This is a genomic window from Gilvimarinus sp. 1_MG-2023 (assembly GCF_030548285.1).
This window is the reverse complement of sequence record NZ_JAUOSC010000014.1, coordinates 76,862-97,325: the sequence shown is the minus strand read 5'-3', so window position 1 is coordinate 97,325 and position 20,464 is coordinate 76,862. Positions and strand designations below refer to the sequence as shown.

Sequence of the window (20,464 nt, the reverse complement as noted above, 5' to 3'; positions counted from 1 at the left end):
CACACCAAGTTCGAAGGCGAAGTTTACGTACTGAGCAAAGAAGAAGGTGGTCGTCACACGCCATTCTTTAAAGGCTATCGTCCGCAGTTTTACTTCCGTACCACTGACGTAACGGGTGCTTGTGAGCTGCCTGAAGGCGTTGAAATGGTAATGCCAGGCGATAACATCCAAATGGTTGTTACCCTGATCCACCCAGTAGCGATGGAAGACGGTCTGCGCTTCGCGGTTCGCGAAGGTGGTCGTACCGTTGGTGCCGGTGTTGTTGCCAAAATCATCGACTAATCCCTTCGGATAAGTTGATGTCAAAAGGCCGCTTTCAAGCGGCCTTTTTTTTACTCTTTGGTGGGAGAATAGCGTTTTTCGGGTAATTGTGTTATCAATACAAGGCCAATAATGTCAGAACAAGTGCCATCAGAGCACGCCTATTCACCGCTGGAAGTCAGACTGAATGAGTAAAGAGCAGACCACCAAGCACAAAAAAGTCACAATGAAAGACGTCGCCGCCATGGCAGGCGTATCCATAATGACAGTGTCACGTGTCTTAAATAACGATAAAGTCTCTGAGCAGACCCAAGAGCGGGTTATGGAGGCAGTTAAAACACTCAATTACCGGCTTAATGTTTCGGCCCGCAGCTTGTCTGGCTCGCAATCCTATCTTTTGGGTTTTTTCTACGATAACTCTTTGGGCAGCTATATCAGCCAATATCTGATTGGCGTATTAAAACGCTGTAACGAGTTGGGTTATCACTTAGTCCTAGAGCCTTGCTCCTTTGGCGAAGAAAATGTCGAGAGTATTATTGAAGAGCTTTCCAATCGCTATATGCTCGATGGTGTTATTGTACCGCCGCCACTAAGTGAGTACTTACCATTACTTGATGGTCTGGAGGCTGCGGGTATGCGTTATGTGCGAGTGGGGCCTGGCTTAGAGTTAGATCGCTCGGCTTATGTCTCAATCGACGACTACCAGGCTACCTTCGATATGACGGAGCACCTGATCGATGAAGGCCACAGACATATCGGCTTTATTAAAGGTGATAGCCATCAAGGGGTTGCGGCTAATCGCTTTCGCGGCTTTAGCGATGCCTTGGCGGCACACGACATCCCTCTGGCCGATGCGGTCGTCGCTGAAGGGGATTTTAACTTTAGTGGTGGTATGCAGGCCTGCGAGGAGATATTAGATTCCGGGCGCAAGGTAACCGCTATTTTTGCCAGTAATGATGATATGGCCAGTGCGGTACTCGCCTCGGTACACAAGCGCGGTTTGCGCGTGCCCGAGGATATTGCCGTTGCTGGCTTCGACGATACATCCATTGCCCGCTCGGTCTGGCCACCCTTAACAACGGTGAGGCAGCCTATTGATGATATGTCTGTAGATTCGGTCAATCTATTGATTGAGGCTATTAAGGCGGATCAAATGCTGGGTATTGAGCTGAATAAGCGCGATATTTTGCCGCACTCTATCGTTGTTCGAGGGTCTACCCGAGCGGCGGACAAACAGTAGAGCGCTCAGGCGCAGATCGCAGTTGCTTCGAGAGCGGGGTAAGCTTTCGCTATAAAACCATCCGGCAATAAAGATACATGCGCGAGCTGATTAATAGGTTTTTTTCCCCGACGGTGTTGGCTTTCATTGTATTGCTAACATTGATTGCCTACACGGTATTGCAGCAGCGGGCGACCCAATTGCCAGTAGTGGCTGAAGTGCGTAATGGGCAGCTGGAGGTGGGCGCGGACCAGGCTTCTCGCATAGTGCTAAGAGGGGAGTGGCGTTTCTACTGGCAAGAACTATTAACCCCCGCCCAACTTCACGATGACTACCAACTCGCATGGTTACCTGCCCGCTGGCATGACTCCAATCACGGTACAGAGCCTTTACCTGGCCAGGGGTACGCTACCTATGCTGTCGATATACATTTTGCTCAAGCCCCTCAAAATTTAGGTCTTAGGTTACCAACGTTATATCGAGCTGCCCAAGTATGGATTAATGGCGAACTGGTCTTGGCCGCAGGGCAGCCAGGAGAAAGTGCAGCGAGTGAAGTGCCGCGCGATGAAATCAAACAGGTTAAATTGAGGCCAAATATTGGCCGCCATTTACAAGTAGTGGTGCAAATATCGAGTTTTCATCATGTCGATGGGGGCATGCATCACCCTATCGTTATCGATGATTGGGATGCCTTAGTTAGCGCCGAAAAATGGCGAGTACTGCGAGGCATTTTTCTGATGTCATCGACTCTCACCTTGGCGATTTATTTACTTGTTATGTGGAGTCATGCCCATGCTGGACGCGAATATCTTTACTTGGGTGCAGGGTTGTTTTGGTACTCAGTGCGTATTTTTGGCACCGAGAAATTAATTTATTATATCTTTCCTGAATTTTCGACATTGTGGCTTTTGCGCGCCGAATACTATGGAATGTTTCTGTGTATTTCGGCCTATATATTGTTTATTCAGGCGCTTTTTCCCCGCGATATCAATTACAGATTTATACGAGGTTTTTGGTGGTTGGGGGTGGGGGCATCATTATTTGCTTCTGTAACAAGCGCGCGCTGGTTTACGTTGCTGCGAGACCCGTTTGAGGCTATCTGCGTTCTTTATATTTTGTACTTTATTGGCTGCTTGATCTTAATCGTTTGGCGCCGTCGACCTTGGAGTGGGCTTGTCAGCTTTTTGGGTGGGGTAATTGCACTTCTATTCGTCAATGAGGTACTTTATTATCGCCAGGTTACTGCAGTTCAGCTGACGCCCTGGGTGTATATTTTCGTGGCGTTGACCAGCATTATTTTTTTGGGGCAGAGGCTTAACCAGCTCCTGTCCATTGAGTCTAAACAAAAAGCATTGTTGCAAGATGCGGTCGATGCCAGAACCTTTGAATTGCAGCGCCGACTGGAAGAGCTGGATCAAGCGCGTCGACACGCTTTAGAGTTGGCGCAAAAGCGCAGTGAGTTTATGGCTGAACTTAGCCATGAAATACGCACCCCTCTTTCCGGTCTTATTGGCACTATGCGACTTGTTGGCCGGGAGGGAGCAAATCAACCGACCCTTATTCGCCATGCCATTGATGCTGGCGAATCTCTTTTAGCGGTGGTGCGTGAGTCACTCAGTGCCAGTGGCTCAGGGCATATGCAAGCGAGCAAAAGAATACGGTTTGATGTGCTTGAACTGCTGTACTCAACAATCGACATTATGCGAACGGTGGCCCAGGAAAAAGGTCTGGCGCTCGAAATAAAAACAGACCTGGACACACCCCTGTGGGTTAATAGTCACCCTCTGCGAATTCGTCAAATTGTCAGTAATTTACTGAGTAATGCCATCAAATTCACAGCCCAAGGTGGTGTGATTGTGAGCGTGAAAGTTTCTCATGCACAAAAGCAGGTTGTTCAGCTACAAATTGACGTCAGTGATACGGGGATTGGGATTGAGCCTGCAGAGCAGGAACAGGTTTTTGCAGAATACGTACAGCTGAACCCAGAGCCAGAAAATCCAGGTGTTGGATTGGGGTTGGCTATTACTCGAAAATTAGTGCTCGATTTGAAGGGCAGTATTCGATTGCAGAGTGTTCCTCGAGAGGGTACACGTTTTACGGTGGTATTGCCGCTTGAGCGTGTTGAGAATTGTCGTGACCTTGAGGCGCCTACCCGGGCTGTGTATCGCACCGAGCAGGCACTCAATGTGTTAGTGGTAGAGGATGACCGAGTCAATCGAGCGATTGTGGCGCAGCTGTTGAGGTCGGAGGGGCATAAGGTGCGTGCCACTTCACATCCAGTTGAAGCCTTAAGTTGGCTGCAGCAAGAGCATTTTCAATTGTGCCTGTTTGATATTCGCTTGCCGGATATGAGTGGCTTGGAGTTGGTTGAGCGCTCTCGGTCAATAAATGAAGGTAGGCAGACGATTTATGTAGCACTGACTGCAAACACTAGCGAAAGTGATATAGCGCAATATCGCAAGGCGAATTTTGATTATGTGATGGAGAAACCGGTAGACAAATTCCATTTGCAAATGGTGTTATCTCGGGCCGAAAAGGGAAGGGAGGCGACGGACACCTTCTTTTTGCATAATGATTTAGGGCAGGAGGCCGGTAATTTACTGGTGGATCGACGACTCTGGCAAGGCATTGTTAATGATCTGGGCCGCCACCGCGCTGAAACTTTACTCGAAGATGCTCGGTTGTCACTGCGCGAGTATAGTAATGCTCTAGAGGTGGCATTGGGGCAAGGCAGGTTCACGGACATTCGCGATGTTGCCCACAAAATAAAAAGTGCGGCCAAGTCGGTCGGTATGATCAGTGTTGCAAATATTGCTCATCATGTCGAGTCAGAGCCTACGCGCGCTTTTAGCGTCTTAACGAATCTCGATAATCTAATTACTACATCCTACGAGCAAATGCGAATGGGGCTGGAGAGCCGACATGATCAGTAACAAGATCCCCAAGGTGCTAGTGGTTGAGGACGAATTAACCGCACGCAGCCTTTTAATGGGATACCTGCAGGAACAGGGTTGGCAGGTGGACGCATTGCCGGGGGTGGAGTCCGTATTAACACAGGTGGCGCAGCAAGATTACGATTTAATCTTTTTGGATATTCGCCTGCCTGGAGGGGATGGCTTGAGTCTGTGCCGGGAAATACGGGCAAAATTCCCGGCAGGCGTCATATTCACCACCGCCATTGACGACCCTATCGAGCGGATCGTGGGGTTGGAGGCCGGGGCCGATGCTTACTATTCCAAGCCGTTGCCGATGCGCGAAATGATCGCCGGAGCCAAAGCATTGCTGCGTCGCGTGGACCAAATCAAACAATTAAGCGTCGATAACCCGCAGGCGAATCGGCGACAATATCAATTTTCCGGCTGGTGCTTTGACAGTGCAACCCAGCGCTTGAGCGGCCAGACCGTACTCTCCCTAAGTCACAACGAGACAGTAGTCCTGCGAGCTTTGTGTGACCGTGCGGGGGCTTCGGTTAAGCGCGATGACTTAATGCGTGCGTTGGGTAAAATTGACTGGATGCCATTTGATCGTACGCTTGATGTGCTTATTGGCCGACTTCGCAGTAAACTTAAAAAAATTGTACCCGATGGGGGGAATCTAATTAGCGCCCAATACGGTAAGGGTTATATCTTAAATGCTCAGGAGATATAAAAAGAATCATCGACCTTTGATTTAAAAATGTAATAATTTATTACATTTGTTGCAATTGCTCTGATTTATTTGCCAATTCTGTCACATTAATTCTGTTAGTCTAATATAGCTAAGTGGGGGTGAACTCACAGTAGCGAGCGCTTGCATAGCTAGGGGGTGGGCGTTCAGGCACTTAATTCGGAGAAAAACTATGAAAATGCAACAAAAAATAAAGCAGCTCGGCCAGGGCATGACCGAGTACATCATTATCGTGGCGCTGATCGCTATTGCAGCCATTACAGTTTACAACCTGTTTGGTGACACTGTTCGTGGCCAGGTTGGCGATATGGCCGCAGAGCTCGGCGGTGGTGACACTGCGAACTCCGGTAACACGGCGGGTGAGACAGCAAAAACGGAAGGTACAAATACCACATACGGTTTGTCCGACTTTCAACAAGAAGAATAATAGGGAGCCTGCTTCTTCGGAAGCTCGCCTCTGTTCATAGATGAACTCCCTCAAGTCGGATAGAGGGCAGGCTTTTATATTTGGCCTGCTCTTTCTCGCTGTCGTCGTTATGGCACTGCTGATTCTGTACAACCAGGGTCAGCTGGTGACCAATCGTATGCAGCTGGAAAACGCAGCGGATGCGACTGTCTATTCGCAGGCTAAGCTTGCAGCTCGCAATCAAAATTTTGCTGCTTACACCAACCGCGCCATGGTGGCTAACGAAGTCTCCATCGGCCAGATGGTTTCTTTACTTTCTTGGGCCAAACACTATCAACAAGTGGGCTCGTTTACCAGTTTTCCGCTGTATCGTTTTCCAGTGGCGCCGCCTTCTCCTGCCACCTTTACCGATGTTCTGAATACGGTGACATCACCCTACCAAGCTATGGGTTCAGTGGTCGCCTCAACGGCCAAGCCGATGGTGGAAAGGTGGCCTACGGTGGTGTCTTACTTTAATAGCACTATCGGAGTGTTTCAGAACATGTTCGCCTTGGCGACCTTGGCCTCTCAGGTGGAGGTGGGCATGGGGGTCGTGGAGGACCACGAAGATGACCCCGATAACCCGGAGATGTATATCCCCGTTATCGGGTGGTATTTTTTCACCCAAAATGCGCTATTAACCTATTTTGGCGAGAATTTTAGCCCCACTAATTTAGCTAACTTGGTGGAGAATGCCACGGCTGATCAAGACTGGTCGGCCGATGCCACTGACCTTACCAGTGATTTTTTGGGCGGCCAGGTAGGCGAGTTGGAAAATATGATTAATGCCAACAGCCCGGGCCTGTCGAAGCGCCGCGACAGTAACAGCAGCGATGGTGCTGACGCCAACGTCAATACCGGCGACCAGGCCGAAGCCAATGCGGTGGAAGCCTACCAGCGTTATATGGCGATAGTGAATCGCAACCGGGCCAGCTTTACCGAAGATCGGCACTGGCAGCTTTGGGCGAACATCCCCGATCTTATTCCCGAGATTACTTTACCCCTTGGTATTGTGACCTTAACCATAGATTTGGATTTCGCCGTCGGCGCTGGTTTTAAAAACGATGGCGGTACGGTGTATATGTCCAATTCCGCTATAGAGTCGGATCAAGATATTGCCAAAATCAATTGGTCGGCAATTGATGTGCTGTCCTTTGGTCTGGAGTTTGATATTGGTCTTTATGTTGAGGTCGAGCTGTGCTTGCCGATTGTGGGCTGTAACTCTTGGGTGTTGTTAGATTTTGATTTTTTCTTGTCCGCGGGTTTTCCTCTCGCGGGTGCTACCCATCAAGTGGTGGCGGATGACTCTCACGCGAAGGAGTTTTTAACCGATTGGGGTCGGCCGTTTAATAACGATACAGGCAAGTTTGGTGGCGATGATTCGGCAGACAACAACGGCGCTTTGGATGGTTTTCATGCGCTGACATTAAATTGGGGGCAGATATCGCCAACGCTTTTGCCCGGCATGTACGGAGCAAACACTACGCTTGATGTGACCGATACCTACGCCGGCCCGCCCGCCTTTTTCAGTTTGGGGGGAAGTTTTCAGGAATCTGGGGTAGGTTATGAATTCACCACTGCATTGGCCAAAAGCCTAGATGACATAGAGACTTCTGATCATGACAGTATCGGAGTTAACTCCGATGATGCGCAGTGGAATAGTGGCGAGATTCAGTACACTAACTTTGATGTCCAGACTCGCTCACGTGCTGAGGGTGATGACTTGGCCGCTAATTACCAGCAGTTTATCTGGAACGATGATCGGCCAATGATGACTATCAGCTCCGCCGAAACCTATTTTGCCAACCCTATGCAAACCTTAAGTGATGGCAGTGCCGAGCCCGCCAGTTTGTTTAGTCCATTTTGGGACGCGCGTCTGCGTGAACCCAGTGCTATTGCCATATTGCTGGCTACCGGAGAAGTTGATTTTGAAGAAATGTTTGCCGGCCTTGGTAACAGCGCAGTGGACATGGTGGATTGGTTGTTGCGCGCAGTTGGTGATCGACTGGTGGATGCTGGTGTAGAGTTTATGATGGATCAAGTTGAATCGCCTTGGGGAGATTTAATAGAAGACCCCGTTCGAGATGGTGCAACCCAAGTGAAAGATGCCGCGGTAGATGAAATTATCGTTGAACTGGAGGAGTTTCTGCCATGAGCTCTTTAATGCATCAGAAACACAATGGTCAAGCCATGACCGAATTTGTAGTCAGCGTGGCGTTTATTTTTATGGTGTTGTTCGTCATTGTGCCCACCTTTGGCAAAATTATTGACATGAAAATGACGACTCAGCAGGCCTCGCGCTACGCTGCTTGGGAGCGCACGGTTTGGTTGGAGAGTATGGGGGCTTGGAACTCGGGTAGTGGCGATGCCAATACGGGAGATTTTGTGATTAGCGCCGATGAATTTGAAAGCGTTGCTCTGCGTGATGACGCGGCCTTGCAAAACTCCGTTGCCTCGCGTTTTTTCTACGGTCAAGGCGGAGCTGATATTGTTCCTATTAGCTCCGTTGACATTTCCGGCCCAGGTGCCGCCGGTACCGAGAGTTCATTGTGGACCTACCATCAATCAGGTCAACCAATGCTGGGGCAGGTCGAAGTGTTCGACTTGAGCGAAGAAAAGACCCCTAGCGTGGCTTACGATGTGATTGATTTTTTAGGTGACGGATTGGAAGCCATTACCACACCACTTGAGTTTATGCTCAATCTGGTGGGGGGGGGTAATGAGGACTTGCTCAAACTGGATTACAACCGCAGTGGTTACTATAAGCCCAGCGTGCGCACCACGCTTAATGCCGGTAATGCCAAAGGTGGTGGCAATGGTGAGTGGGATAGAAACAGTGGCGCCTGGGGCAGCGGTATTGAAGATGCGATATTTCAACAATGGGATGGACGTTTTGTCTCCAACTCGGCGATTTTGGCCGATGGCTGGAATGCTCAGAGCGTGGACTATTATCAAGATCGGGTAGATAACTTTGTGCCCAGTACCGTATTTGATAACGTATTATTTGATGCATTTAAAACCGCGGCCAGCCTCTTAGAGGCTGGCCCTGCACAGAGTGCTATATATCGTTTGGATTTTGGGGAAATGCAAGTAGAACCCATGCCCACCGAAGAGATCACCTGTGACGATGGACACTGCTACTACGATGACTAGAACGCTTAAGCATCTCTGTGCCTGTTGGCTTGTTGCAGCATCCCCATTGGGGTGGGCAAGTTGTGATTTTTCCGACTTCCCTACTATGTTGGAAATGCGAGTCAGTGGGTTGATGGACAACGCTCAATACAACTCTCGCCCTATGACTGTGCGTTCTTTTAGTGCCAATGTGTCGGGTGAAGATCTGGCGAGCTTTTATCGCCGGCGCTGGAAGGATGCCTACTCCGAAAGTCGGTTCGGCCCCTGGCAACAAATAGGCACTTTAGAAGACGAATGTTTTTTTACCGTGCAGTACGGTGATACCGGTGGCAACGCTTTTGGTCGGCTGCTGATCAGTGAAGTGCCTACTGAGGGTGCTGGTGCCCCATTAGGGCAAGGCGTAATTAAGCCCTCTGGTGGCACTGTAGTGTCGGATTTACTCACCGATGACGGTCCAAAAAAAGGCCGGGTAACGGTGATTACCAGTGAGCAAAGCGTGCCTGAGGTGGCGAGCTTTTACCAAACAGAGATGACCACCGATGGCTGGGGCCTGGATCAACGTTTTGCCGAGGGGGGCGGCGTTGTTTTGGTGTTCCGCAAGGGGTTGGATGAAAACAATATTGTGATTATGCCAGCCGGTGATGCTACTCAAATTCTTGTTAACGAGGTTGAGGTCAACTGATATGGCCAGTACCAAACGTTCCGGAATGTGGTGCCAAATCGGACAGTCGATGGCCGAATATACCGTGGTAATGGCGGCACTCGTAGGCGGTTTGCTGGTTGCCAATCGCGGTGCTTGTCCGAATGAGTATGAAGATTGTATCGAATATTTACTGACGGTTATGCACGACAATTACGACGGTTACTCAGCCTCTATCGCTGCGGTTCATGAGTACGCCGAAGATTATGAGGTCGCTGAAAATAGTGGCGACAACGGTGGCAGTGGCCCAGGTGAAAGCAACGGAAGCGGAGGCAGTGCCGGTGATGGGGATACGGGCGGCCAACCTGTTGCTGCTATTTCGGATGTATCCATGGTGAGTGGTAATGGCGGCATTAACAACTTCGGTGAGTTGGATGTCGATAGCGGTATTGTGACTCAAAACGGTGAAGTGGTTGGTACTTATGCCGACGGCACCTTTACCGCAAACGATGGCGCTACATCGAACGCCAGTGTAGACGAGCTTGTGGTCGATGCCGAGGGTAATGTATTGCAGCGCACTGCGGTTACTGATTGTGGTGACCCCGCTAAAGTGTTGGGTTTTGGTTATGAAAGTCAGGCCGACGGAAAATTTTACGATGCCGCTCAATACGAAGCGGTTGATGTGTCCAGTAATTGCACCGAAGCGACGTATAAAATCATTGATCGCGATGGTGCCTCTCAGCCTGAGGGCCGTATTGTTGATGGTTTCTATTATGGCTTTACCAGTACGCCCGAGTCGGCCTTCAACCCAGATGGAATACAGCCTGAGGGCGAAGTTGTATACGTGGATTTGGGGGGTGCCTCTTTTTGCGCTGTCATGCTTAATGGGTGGGATAGCGGTATTGACCCAGATCTTAGTGAAGAAGAGTTCTATGCAGAGCAAATGAGTTTAATTTTGGAGCCAAATCAGGATGATTCTGCTTGGTTTGGAACGCTTGATGCTGAACAGTATGTAGAGCAGGTATATTTTAATGGAGAGGATCCCTCTCCCAATGATTGCCCATCAAACCGGGTGATTGCTGAACCATAAAAGTCATTAAGAACTAATTGTCGAATCCGCTAGTTACGGTCACTTAGCACTCGACATAAAAGAAACTTGGGGAAAACGATGAAACAAATGTCTGGCTCGCGCCTCTTTATGATTGCCGTGGTCTGCGGTGTAGTGGCTGCCTTCTTAACTGTGTACTATCTAAAATCAGTTGAAGAGAGATATCGCAGAGCAAATCAGCCCGAGCGGGTAGAAACCATTGCCGTAGTGGTGCCTAAACGCAATTTGAATAAAGGTGACAGCATTACGGTCGATGCCATTGGCAAGTTAACCGTTCCCACCAAGTTCTTGCCTACAAACTATGTTCCGGCATCTGAATACAAGTCTATTCTCAATCGAACTATTGCCTCGCCCATGCGCGCTGGGCGAATTATCACAATGGATGCTATCACCGGCACTAAGTCTGAAACTTTCTCTGAGAATATTGATCTTGGGCGACGTGCATTTAGCGTAAAAGTAAATAAGATTGACTCATTCGATGGACTGTTAAGGCCGGGCGATCATATTGACTTAATGGGGGAGTTTGACTTAGAGAATCTTGGTTTCGGCGGGGGTGATCAAGAGATTAACCAAGTGGTTATGCCGGTCTTAGAAAGTGTGATTGTTCTGTCTGCTGGACGCGAAGATTTTACCGGGCGGCGCTATGAGCGTTCGCGCCAGCAAAATTCGGCCGATGGTTTCAATATGGACTTCACGATTATTACCGTTAGCCTGACGCCGCGTCAGGTGGCGCGGATGCAACTGGCCGAGAAAACCGGCAGCATTTTTGCCGTTTTACGTCACCCTAAAGATACCAGCATGGCCGAATACGATTTCTTGCGGGCCGATATATTGCTTGCTCCTGAAAGCGAGCCACATTTCGATGTAGTGCTAGATGAAAACGGCAACCCTATCGGTAAGATCGTGGGGGATAATATAGTCGATGCTAATGGCAACATTGTCGGTAAAGTTGTCGATGGCAAGGCAGTTGGTTTCGACGGTAAGACACTTGGAACAATTGTGGAAAATATCAGTGAAGACGACCCCATGCTACGAGTACGTGAGCGAGCAGACGTTGTACGCGATGCCAATGGCAACGTAATTGGTAAAGTTGTCGATGGTCAAATTATGGATCGCGATGGCAATGTTATTGGCCGAGTCGATAAATCCGGCCGGGCCATTGGCCTGGATGGTGAAGAAATTGGCACTGTGCAAAAAAATGTAGCGCTCGATGCACAAGGCAACGTGGTCGATTTGCGTGATTCTGCTATACCGCAAGGTCGCTCAGAAGTGGCGAGAATCGTACGGGATAAAAACGGCAAGATCATTGGTCGAGTGGTTGATGGAAAAATCGTCGATAAAAGTGGCAAAGTCATCGGCCGCGTCGATAAAAGTGGCAACGCCATCGGCCTGAGTGGTGAATCTCTTGGTGTGGTCGAAGAGGCTGTAGTGGACCGCGATGGTAATGTTGTAGGGCAAGTCAAAGAAGTCGTTAGGGATTCCAGCGGTCGCGTAATAGGAGAAATTCAGGAAGTGGTGCGTGACGCCAATGGCAAAGTTATCGGCCGTGTTGTTAACGGTAAGCTTGTCGATACCGACGGCAAGGTAATCGGCAAAGTAAATGCGGATGGCTCTGTAACAGGCAACGATGGGAAGGTGCTGGGTATAGTAGAAAAAGCAGTGCTTGATAAAAATGGAAATGTCGTTGGAACCGTTGATGCGAGTGGCCGCGCAGTTGGCTTGGACGGCGAGGTAATCGGCCGCGCCGAAAAAATAATGATGGGTGAGAACGGTGAAGTGCTGGGCGAGGTTGTCGAGGTGGTGCGCGATGCCAGTGGCAATATTGTAGGTAAAGTTGAAGAGGTGGTGCGCGATGCTAATGGTAATGTCATTGGTCGTGTGGTCAATGGTCAGGTCGTGGATACAGAAGGCAATGTGATTGGAACGGTCAATGCAGACGGCTCCGTTACCGGAACAAATGGAGAGATATTAGGTAAAGTGGAAAAAGCTGTGGTGGATGCGAGCGGCAATATCGTCGGGCATGTTAATGCCGATGGCACGGCTGTTGGCGCCGATGGGCAAGTTCTCGGCACGGTCGAAAACGCAGTGTTGGGTGCCGATGGGCAAGAGCTCGATGAGCAAACACAGGTTGTACGCGATGCCGATGGCAATGTCATCGGACGGTTTGTCGATGGGCAGGTAGTGGATGCCGACGGCAATGTGATAGGTCGAGTTGTGGATGGTCAGGTGCTGGACGCCAAGGGCAATGTGATTGCTGATGGCGTTACGGTCACAACGGAGAGTCGGGGCCAAGTGACTGCCGAAATGCGTGCGGATAATTCTACAAAAATTACACGTGAAGTCGATTATATCGAGTTTATCTCTGGCGGTAACAGTGAAGAGGGGATCGTCCCTGTTCGCCGTATTCGTCTGCAGTAAGGCGGAGCAACCTAAAATGAAAACAATGGATTTTAAGGCTATGAATGTTCGAGTTTTTTTGGGGGGCGTTGCCGCGCTATTGCTGGCGATAAACGCGAGCGCGCGAGTATTACCGGAGTCATTAACGCTTTACTCAGGTGAGTCAAGAGTTATAGAGGCGCCCAACGCGGTGCGCATTTCTGTCGGCCTATCATCAATGGTTAGCTCAACATTATTAAAAAATGGCGAGGTGGTGTTAACCGCAAACACAGTTGGTGAAACCAATATGCAGGTCTGGTTTGCCGATGAGACACGTGAATCCATGTCGTTGTCAGTGGTGGAGGCTCATAGCAGTCGGCGAGAGCTAAAAGAAATTAAACAACTATTAGGAAATGTTCCCGGCATTGAAATTAAAAGCGTCGGCCGACATACCGTTATTGATGGTTTGTTGGACGCGCGCGATATGGATAAGGTCGATATTGTTCGGGGGCTGTATGAAGATTTAATTGTTATGGCTCGTGTGTTAAACGAGTTCGAACAAAAGATGATTTTTTTTGATGTGCAAATCGCAGAGTTCGATCGCAGTAAAACCGAAGAGCTTGGCATCAATTGGCAAAAAAGTTTTGTCGGCCCCAGTTTGCGATACGGAAAAACCTGGCAGGCGGCTGGCGCTTCCATCGCGCAGTGGTCGGAAGAGGATTTGCCCGCAGGTTATGTGTATGAAACTGGCACCCGCGGTGTTTTGTTTGGTATCGCCTCTGAAATCACCTCGATGATTGATCTGCTTGAACAGACAGGTTCTGCGTTAGTGCTATCTTCTCCTCGATTGAGTGCTCGCAGCGGGGGCGAGGCTGGGCTTACAGTTGGCGGTGAAGTGCCTGTGATTACTAGTTCACTGAGTGGTAGCAGTGTTGAGTACAAAGATTATGGCGTGCTTTTGAATTTGATGCCCAAACTCGACATGTACGGAAATATTTCCGCTCGAGTGGATGTGTCAATTAGTCAGTTAGACTTGGCGCAAGCGGTGGACGGGCAGCCGGCCTTTAAGAAGCGTTCCACCAGCAACGACATTAAATTAAAAGAAGGTGAAACCTTAGTCTTATCTGGCCTGATTACTCGAGATGAGCAGGCGACTTTAAATAAAGTGAAATGGCTGGCTGATATTCCCATTTTAGGGAAACTATTTCAATCAAAAAGCTTTACCGGTGGCGAAACAGAAATGGTGATATTTCTGACCCCTCACATCATGGATGATCTGAATACGGGCCAGAATCAAAAAATGTTAGAGCGCGTAGAACAATACAAAACTGAACATGAAGATTATATGCGCAACGGTTTAATAGATTAGGGTGGCCTGTGTTTGAAATAACGGTTAGTAGCAAAGACGGTAAGTGGCAAGATGCGGTGCGCTGTGGGGCTGATTCGTGTGAGATTGGCCGCTCAAGGGATGTGATACTACGCGTGCGCGGTTGGAAAGTTGCCCCCAAGCATTTGCGGTTTGAAAAAGAATTGGCCGGTGTGTTTGTAATAGATATCAGCCGCGGTGCAGGGGTGAGTGTTAATGGTGAAACTATTGAACGTTACGGTCCGCTATCGAGCAGTGATAATATCGAATTTGGTGGATTTAAGGCCAATATTACCGATCACAGCCCGGATCAGGAAGCGGAAAGCTTCGTTACCGAGTTAAAAACCGATAGTGATGACTCTCAAGTTGTTAGCTCTTCTGACTCAGCTGCCACTATCGTCGAGCAAAGTGACAAGTTACGCGATGATTATATGGTTTGGGCCAAGTATGTGCATAAGGAACTGGTGCGCCAGATGGACCTTAAGCGCATGCAAACCGACACCCTAGACCACGATCAAATGCGTGCGGAGCTTGGTGGTTTAATCGATACTGTTTTACAAGCCGTGGGGCACAAGTTGCCGCCGGGCATTGATCGCAATCGTTTGAAAAAAATTGTACTCGATGAAACCGTTGGTTTGGGAGCGCTGGAGCAATTGCTGGATGACTCAGACGTGACCGAGGTAATGGTTAATGCCTTTAATGACATCTACATTGAAAAATCTGGTCGTTTGATTAAATCCCCAGTGTCTTTTACCAGTGACGAAGCGGTGATGGCAACCATTGAGCGTATTGTCTCCCCTTTGGGGCGGCGTATTGATGAAAGTTCGCCTATGGTGGATGCGCGTTTGCGGGATGGGTCACGAGTGAATGCCATTATTCCACCCTTGGCCTTACGCGGCCCTTGCATCACCATTCGTAAGTTCTCTGATCAAAAGCTCACCGATCGCGATTTAATTCGCTATGGCTCAACTAATGAGGCTATGGTGACCTTTATGCGCACCTGTGTGGAGCAGCGCTCTAACATTGTCGTGTCAGGGGGTACTGGTTCGGGTAAAACAACACTTTTGAATATCTTATCTAACTTTATTCCGGTTGAAGAGCGTGTGGTAACAGTCGAGGATGCAGCCGAGCTGCGTTTGGTTCAGCCTCACGTGGTGTCACTGGAAGCGCGTCCGGCGAACATGGAAGGCAAAGGACAAGTAACTATTCGCGATTTGGTTAAAAACTGCCTGCGTATGCGCCCCGATCGTATTGTGGTGGGTGAGTGTCGAGGTGGTGAAGCTTTGGATATGTTACAGGCGATGAACACTGGTCACGATGGCTCTTTGACCACCGCGCACGCCAACTCGCCGCGCGATATGTTGCGTCGGCTTGAGGTGATGGTATTGATGGCAGGCATGGATTTGCCGGTAAGCGCTATTCGTGAGCAAGTCGCCTCAGCTGTGGATATTGTGATTCAGCAGACGCGCTTTGGTGATGGCTCGCGCCGGGTTAGCTGTATTTCGGAAATTACTGGTATTGAGAGTAATACGATTCAGCTAACCGATATTTTCCGCTACAAGCAAACAGGATTCGACAGTGACGGACGAGTGGTTGGGCACTTCGAGGCCACAGGTATGGTTCCGACTTTCTATGAGGAGTTGCGCAGTCGGGGTGTGGATATCGATATGAGTATTTTTAAATCATGATGGATAGCGTAACAGATATAGGAACTTTGGCGGCGGTCGTGATTCTCGTGTTTGTTGCGGCCATGTGTTTGGCTGTGGCTGTTGCGCGCGAAGCCGGCGATTTTATGAGTTTCTATCGTCGTAAGTTCACCTCCAATGCTAATCAAGAGCTGGCTGAGATGTTCATTTTTATGGATGCATCACAGCTGTTTATGATTAATGTCGCGGCACTGATCCTAATACCGATTGGTGTGCACGCCTTGTTTCAACTGTGGGTTATCACTGCCGGTGTTTTTGTTGTGCTGTTGATTGTGCCCGGGGGAATTTGGGCGAGAATGCGCAAAAAACGCCTGGCTAAATTCGAAGAACAATTGCCCGATATATTTATGATGCTGGCCAGTAGTTTACAGGCGGGCGCCAGTATGAATATGGCACTTACTGATATGGTTAAACAGGCTCCAGCTCCGGCCAGCCAAGAGTTTGGTTTGTTGGTTAAGCGTATGCGGCTGGGGGTGACCTTGGAAGACAGCTTAATAGAGCTGGAAAAACGCTTGCCATTGCAAAGTTTTATTATGGCCAGCTCTGCTATACGAATCAGTCGTGAAGTCGGTGGTAATTTGGTGGAAACGATTCAAAGCATGGCCGAAACTCTACGCCGGAAAAAAACTATGGAAGGAAAAATTGACTCTTTAACAGCGCAGGGGCGAGCGCAGGGAACATTTATGGCGATGTTGCCCATTGCTTTGGCTGTGCTATTAAGTTTTCTTGAGCCTGAGGCAATGCGTAAACTCTACACCACCCGCGAAGGATTAATGGTGTTGGCCGTCATGGTGTTTATGCAGATTATGGGTTTTACCTTTATCCGTAAGATAACCAGTATTGATAGCTGAGGTGAGCCGATGAATAATTTAATCGCGTTGGGGGCTGGTTTGAGCGTAGCACTTTGTGTTATCGCCGCGATTTATATGATCTCCTCTCTGAGCTATATGTTGGCCGATGAAGAGCGCTCTTATATGGACGAGCCACCAGCCTTTATGCGGCCTATCTGGCCATTGATTAAAATGGTTACTTATGTGTTGGGCAGTAACTTACCTAACTCTTATTTAACCAAAGTAGACAATGAACTCCAAAAAAATGGCGTGAGCTTTATGGTGACAGCGGAGGAATATATTTCTGCCCGTGTTGTACTGGCGCTGCTGCTGCCAGCGTTGGGGTTTATGGCTTTGGCAAGCTCGGGAAAGGTCGACCCGCTGCTGCTTTTGTTGTTGGCGGTGGGCGGCTACTACCTTCCCATCGCCTGGGTGAAAGATACGCGTCGCAAGCGCGATGGAGAGTTAATTCGCTCGCTGCCGGTGTATCTTGAGTATTTAACCATGTGTGTGGATGCCGGCTTGAACTTCGCCGGTGCCTTGAAGCAAGCCGTTGAAAAAGGCCCGCGCGGTGCAATGCGTAACGAGTTTAGAATTGTTTTGCGTGATATCAGCTCGGGCCAAACTCGGGGAGATGCCCTAAATCGTTTGGCTGATCGAGTGGACTTAAAAGATATTTCGGTGTTTGTGCGAGCAGTGGTTCAGGCGGAAAAAATGGGCTCCAGCATGAAAAACACTCTACTGATACAAGCCAAAACCCGATTAAATGAGCGCTTTCAGCGCGCTGAAAAAATGGCCATGGAAGCCCCGGTAAAATTGGTTATTCCGTTGGTTATTTTTATTTTCCCGCTCACCTTTATTATTCTATTGTTCCCTATTGTGGTGAAGTATATCGAGCAGGGAACATTTTGATTGAACAGAAGGCCCGCTGGTTCCGCAATGGCGAAATGTTAGGCTGTACTAGGTTGCAGCTAGCCCATTCTTATTGGCTGCGATTGCGAGGGCTGCTCGGGCGAGAGGCGCCAAGGGCGCAATATGCCATAGAAATCAAACCGTGCTCATCGGTGCATACGTTTTTTATGGGTTATACCATCGACGTTGTTTTTCTCAATCGGCAAGGAGTTGTGGTTAAGTTGGTTCCCAGGCTTAAGCCTTGGCGTGTTAGCGGATGTCTGACGGCGGCCTATGTAATTGAGTTTTCCGCCGGAGGCGCTCAAGCTTTGAATTTACAGGTAGGAGATCAATGCGAATATTGTTAATGGTAAGTTTACTCACACTGTTGAGTGGTTGTGCCAACATGGGGGGTGATAAAGCGAAAGCCGTATTTGCGCTTCAGGAGTCTGCCGAATTAGCGTATCAGGCAGGTCAATTTAATGAGGCATTACTGCAATACCAACAGCTTGTTGAACAGTTACCGTTAAGTCTGCATTCTTGGTTGCGTCTGGGTAATTGTCACGCCCAACTCGGTGCTTATAGCAATGCAGTTAGTGCATATCAAACCGCCCTGGCCATTGATGATACCTACTCCAATGCCTGGATTAATATGGCTTATGTGCAGTCACAAATACTGTCGCAAACTGTGACGAACATGTACGAGAATGTGCCCAAAAGTGATCCACAGGCACAACGTGTGCAAAAAATAGTGGATGCTGCTTTACAGCCATTTAACTCTAAACCGAGCGAGAACAGCTCTGTCGGGGATAAAACGTCAGCGCCATCAATGTCGGGCATAGCTGGCCCCAATCACAGCGATAGACCTAACAGTCGTGAATCAGCTGTCAGTGAGCTAGACTCGGGTGACGCGAGCCCACAAGCTGATCCGGTGGATGGGCCTCGTGAGCAGTAAAGCTCAGGCACTGAAAGGCAAAAGCCGCGGTCAGGCAATGATTGAGTTCGTGATCATTATTCCCGTACTGTTGTTGCTTATTTTTGGCGCTATTCAAATCGCGTTTGTTTTTTCCGCTAAAACTACTCTTAATTATGCGACCTTTCAGGCGGCTCGGGTTGGGGCAACTAATCACGCCACTTACAGCGCATTACGGCGAGGTTTAATTCGGGGTATGGCCCCGCTTTTTACCAATTCAAGCTCATTGGGTGGCATGCAAGACGATATAGCGTCGGGTATCGATAGTGGCGGCACACGGCGCGATGCTGTTTCTGAGGTGGATGCTTATACCCGAATTATTCGTATCAACCCCACCAGTGCTATGCTGGACTTGTCGGGATTTGGCGAAACGATTGATAGCAATATAGCCATGCCCAATGACAACCTAATGTATCGACCCACATGGCAAGTCGATGGTGCCAGCATACAAGACGCTAATCTGTTAAAAATTCGAGTGCAGTATTGTTATAAGTTGATGGTGCCGTTGGTGAATAAAATCATTGGCAGTTTAAGTGAATTAAATAATCGTAAAGCACCTGGCAGCTACCGGCAGTACCACACGGTTAATGATCCGCGCTTTGCCGATGCTAACCGAGGTGAAGTGGATGCGGCGGCGGGCGTCACGGCTAGTTACAATGAGTTATGTGGAGATCGGGCGGCCGGCAATGAAGGATTTGTGTTGTTTGCCGAGGCGATTGTGCGCATGCAATCGCCGGCTTACGTGCAGGACACGGATGATGATATGGAAAGTTTTATGTGTGATGGTGCCAAAATGGTCTGCCCTTAAGGGATGGGCGGTAGCCCAGGGCAGTGAATATGACCTGGGCTACGAGGTGTTTGGCTTTACCGCTCAGCCACTTCATTAAGAAAGACTGATTTATCAATCACACCGCCACGATGGCGAATAATCACGCTGGCGCATCGGTTGGCCTGTTGAGCGCATTGTTCGGGGGACTTGCCTTCGAGGTGAGCGGCCAAATAACCCGCGTTGAACGTGTCTCCCGCAGCGGTTGTATCAACAATGTTAGTCACTTTAGGTACGGGCACGGTGGTACGTTCCTGACCTTGCAAAATTACCACGTCCTCACTGCCGCGTTTAAGTACAATCTCCGCAATGTCACAGTTGGCGTAGCGATGCTGGAGTTCACCGACGGCATCGCCGTTAGTACCCCAGAGTAATTCTTCGTCGTCCAGTGTCAGTAGCGCCAAGTCAGTCAAGCCGAGTATGTCGCGATTCGCTTGTTGAGCTTGCTCTGGGGTTTGCCACAGGCGGGGGCGGTAGTTGCTGTCAAAAGCCACCTTTCCACCATTGTCTTTATAGCGACGCAAAAAGCTCAGCAAGTTGCTGCGCCCTTCGTCACCGATAATGGCGAGAGTGATGCCGGATAAGTACACCATGTTGCAGTCCGCCAGGCTGGCCTCTAGAGCTGACACTTCCGCTTCATGGTGGAACAGCTCACGAGCGGGGGCACGATCGCGCCAGTAAAAGAACTCGCGCTCACCATCCGGCGTGTTATGAATCATGTATAGACCCGGTACCTTGCCTTGCTGGCGCACAATGTTCTCACTGCCAATATGTTCGGCTTGTAGGCGCGAAATAACTGCATCACTGTAATTATCATCGCCCAGGCGGGTAATGTAGCTCGCTTGAGTGCCAAGGCGGGCCAAGGTTACCACCGTGTTATAGGTGTCACCGGCGTAAGATAACGCTTTCAGTTCAGTACCTTCTGGGGCGGGGGGAGCCACCGCCAGTTCAATCATTACTTCACCGATACAGGCAATCTTCGTCATGGTGTGTGACCCTTGGACTCATCAATAAATGGAACGGCG

The 20,464-nt window shown here is 49.3% G+C and carries 17 protein-coding genes and 1 pseudogene; 17 read left to right on the top strand and 1 reads right to left on the bottom strand.

Annotated features, from left to right (window positions below; all coding sequences use genetic code 11):
* From tuf to Q4563_RS13910, 17 genes and pseudogenes are all read left to right on the top strand, one after another.
* A pseudogene (tuf, locus tag Q4563_RS13985) lies at positions 1 to 282 on the top strand (elongation factor Tu); the annotation flags it as partial.
* Positions 283 to 448: 166 nt separating this feature from the next.
* Positions 449 to 1,501 (top strand): LacI family DNA-binding transcriptional regulator, encoded by a 1,053-nt coding sequence (locus tag Q4563_RS13980; protein WP_303604885.1) that lies wholly within the window; start codon positions 449 to 451, stop codon positions 1,499 to 1,501.
* A 77-nt stretch (positions 1,502 to 1,578) separates the two neighbouring features.
* Positions 1,579 to 4,413, top strand: coding sequence for an ATP-binding protein (locus tag Q4563_RS13975; RefSeq protein ID WP_303604884.1), 2,835 nt, complete (start codon positions 1,579 to 1,581; stop codon positions 4,411 to 4,413).
* A complete protein-coding gene (locus Q4563_RS13970; protein WP_303604883.1) occupies positions 4,403 to 5,128 on the top strand; it encodes a response regulator transcription factor in 726 nt (241 codons plus the stop codon). Before Q4563_RS13975 ends, Q4563_RS13970 begins: the two co-directional genes overlap by 11 nt.
* A gap of 190 nt (positions 5,129 to 5,318) precedes the next feature.
* Positions 5,319 to 5,573, top strand: a complete 255-nt coding sequence (locus Q4563_RS13965) for a hypothetical protein (RefSeq protein ID WP_303604882.1) — start codon at positions 5,319 to 5,321, stop codon at positions 5,571 to 5,573.
* Between the two features lie 40 nt (positions 5,574 to 5,613).
* Positions 5,614 to 7,746: a TadE/TadG family type IV pilus assembly protein gene (locus tag Q4563_RS13960; RefSeq protein WP_303604881.1), complete on the top strand. Its 2,133-nt coding sequence runs from the start codon at positions 5,614 to 5,616 to the stop codon at positions 7,744 to 7,746.
* Positions 7,743 to 8,744: a TadE family protein gene (locus Q4563_RS13955; protein WP_303604880.1), complete on the top strand. Its 1,002-nt coding sequence runs from the start codon at positions 7,743 to 7,745 to the stop codon at positions 8,742 to 8,744. Before Q4563_RS13960 ends, Q4563_RS13955 begins: the two co-directional genes overlap by 4 nt.
* Before the next feature lie 85 nt (positions 8,745 to 8,829).
* Positions 8,830 to 9,405 (top strand): hypothetical protein, encoded by a 576-nt coding sequence (locus Q4563_RS13950; protein ID WP_303604879.1) that lies wholly within the window; start codon positions 8,830 to 8,832, stop codon positions 9,403 to 9,405.
* Between the two features lies 1 nt (position 9,406).
* Complete coding sequence (locus Q4563_RS13945; protein WP_303604878.1) at positions 9,407 to 10,453, top strand: hypothetical protein; 1,047 nt, start codon at positions 9,407 to 9,409, stop codon at positions 10,451 to 10,453.
* A gap of 78 nt (positions 10,454 to 10,531) precedes the next feature.
* A complete protein-coding gene (gene cpaB, locus Q4563_RS13940; protein ID WP_303604877.1) occupies positions 10,532 to 12,889 on the top strand; it encodes a Flp pilus assembly protein CpaB in 2,358 nt (785 codons plus the stop codon).
* A gap of 16 nt (positions 12,890 to 12,905) precedes the next feature.
* Complete coding sequence (locus Q4563_RS13935; protein WP_303604876.1) at positions 12,906 to 14,216, top strand: type II and III secretion system protein family protein; 1,311 nt, start codon at positions 12,906 to 12,908, stop codon at positions 14,214 to 14,216.
* Positions 14,217 to 14,224: 8 nt separating this feature from the next.
* The gene (locus Q4563_RS13930) at positions 14,225 to 15,901 is read left to right on the top strand and encodes an ATPase, T2SS/T4P/T4SS family (protein WP_303604875.1); all 1,677 of its coding nucleotides are present in this window, start codon (positions 14,225 to 14,227) and stop codon (positions 15,899 to 15,901) included.
* Positions 15,898 to 16,770, top strand: coding sequence for a type II secretion system F family protein (locus Q4563_RS13925; RefSeq protein ID WP_303604874.1), 873 nt, complete (start codon positions 15,898 to 15,900; stop codon positions 16,768 to 16,770). The genes Q4563_RS13930 and Q4563_RS13925 overlap by 4 nt, the downstream gene beginning before the upstream one ends.
* 9 nt (positions 16,771 to 16,779) lie before the next feature.
* Entirely contained in the window at positions 16,780 to 17,661 is an 882-nt protein-coding gene (locus Q4563_RS13920) for a type II secretion system F family protein (RefSeq protein ID WP_303604873.1), read from the top strand.
* A 35-nt stretch (positions 17,662 to 17,696) separates the two neighbouring features.
* A complete protein-coding gene (locus Q4563_RS23635; RefSeq protein WP_442903759.1) occupies positions 17,697 to 18,008 on the top strand; it encodes a DUF192 domain-containing protein in 312 nt (103 codons plus the stop codon).
* The gene (locus Q4563_RS13915) at positions 17,993 to 18,595 is read left to right on the top strand and encodes a tetratricopeptide repeat protein (RefSeq protein WP_303604872.1); all 603 of its coding nucleotides are present in this window, start codon (positions 17,993 to 17,995) and stop codon (positions 18,593 to 18,595) included. The genes Q4563_RS23635 and Q4563_RS13915 overlap by 16 nt, the downstream gene beginning before the upstream one ends.
* Positions 18,585 to 19,421, top strand: coding sequence for a TadE/TadG family type IV pilus assembly protein (locus tag Q4563_RS13910; protein WP_303604871.1), 837 nt, complete (start codon positions 18,585 to 18,587; stop codon positions 19,419 to 19,421). Before Q4563_RS13915 ends, Q4563_RS13910 begins: the two co-directional genes overlap by 11 nt.
* A gap of 56 nt (positions 19,422 to 19,477) precedes the next feature.
* Here the strand turns inward: Q4563_RS13910 and Q4563_RS13905 are convergent, their stop codons facing one another.
* A complete protein-coding gene (locus Q4563_RS13905) occupies positions 19,478 to 20,425 on the bottom strand; it encodes a sugar kinase (protein ID WP_215975688.1) in 948 nt (315 codons plus the stop codon).
* Positions 20,426 to 20,464: the final 39 nt, after the last annotated feature.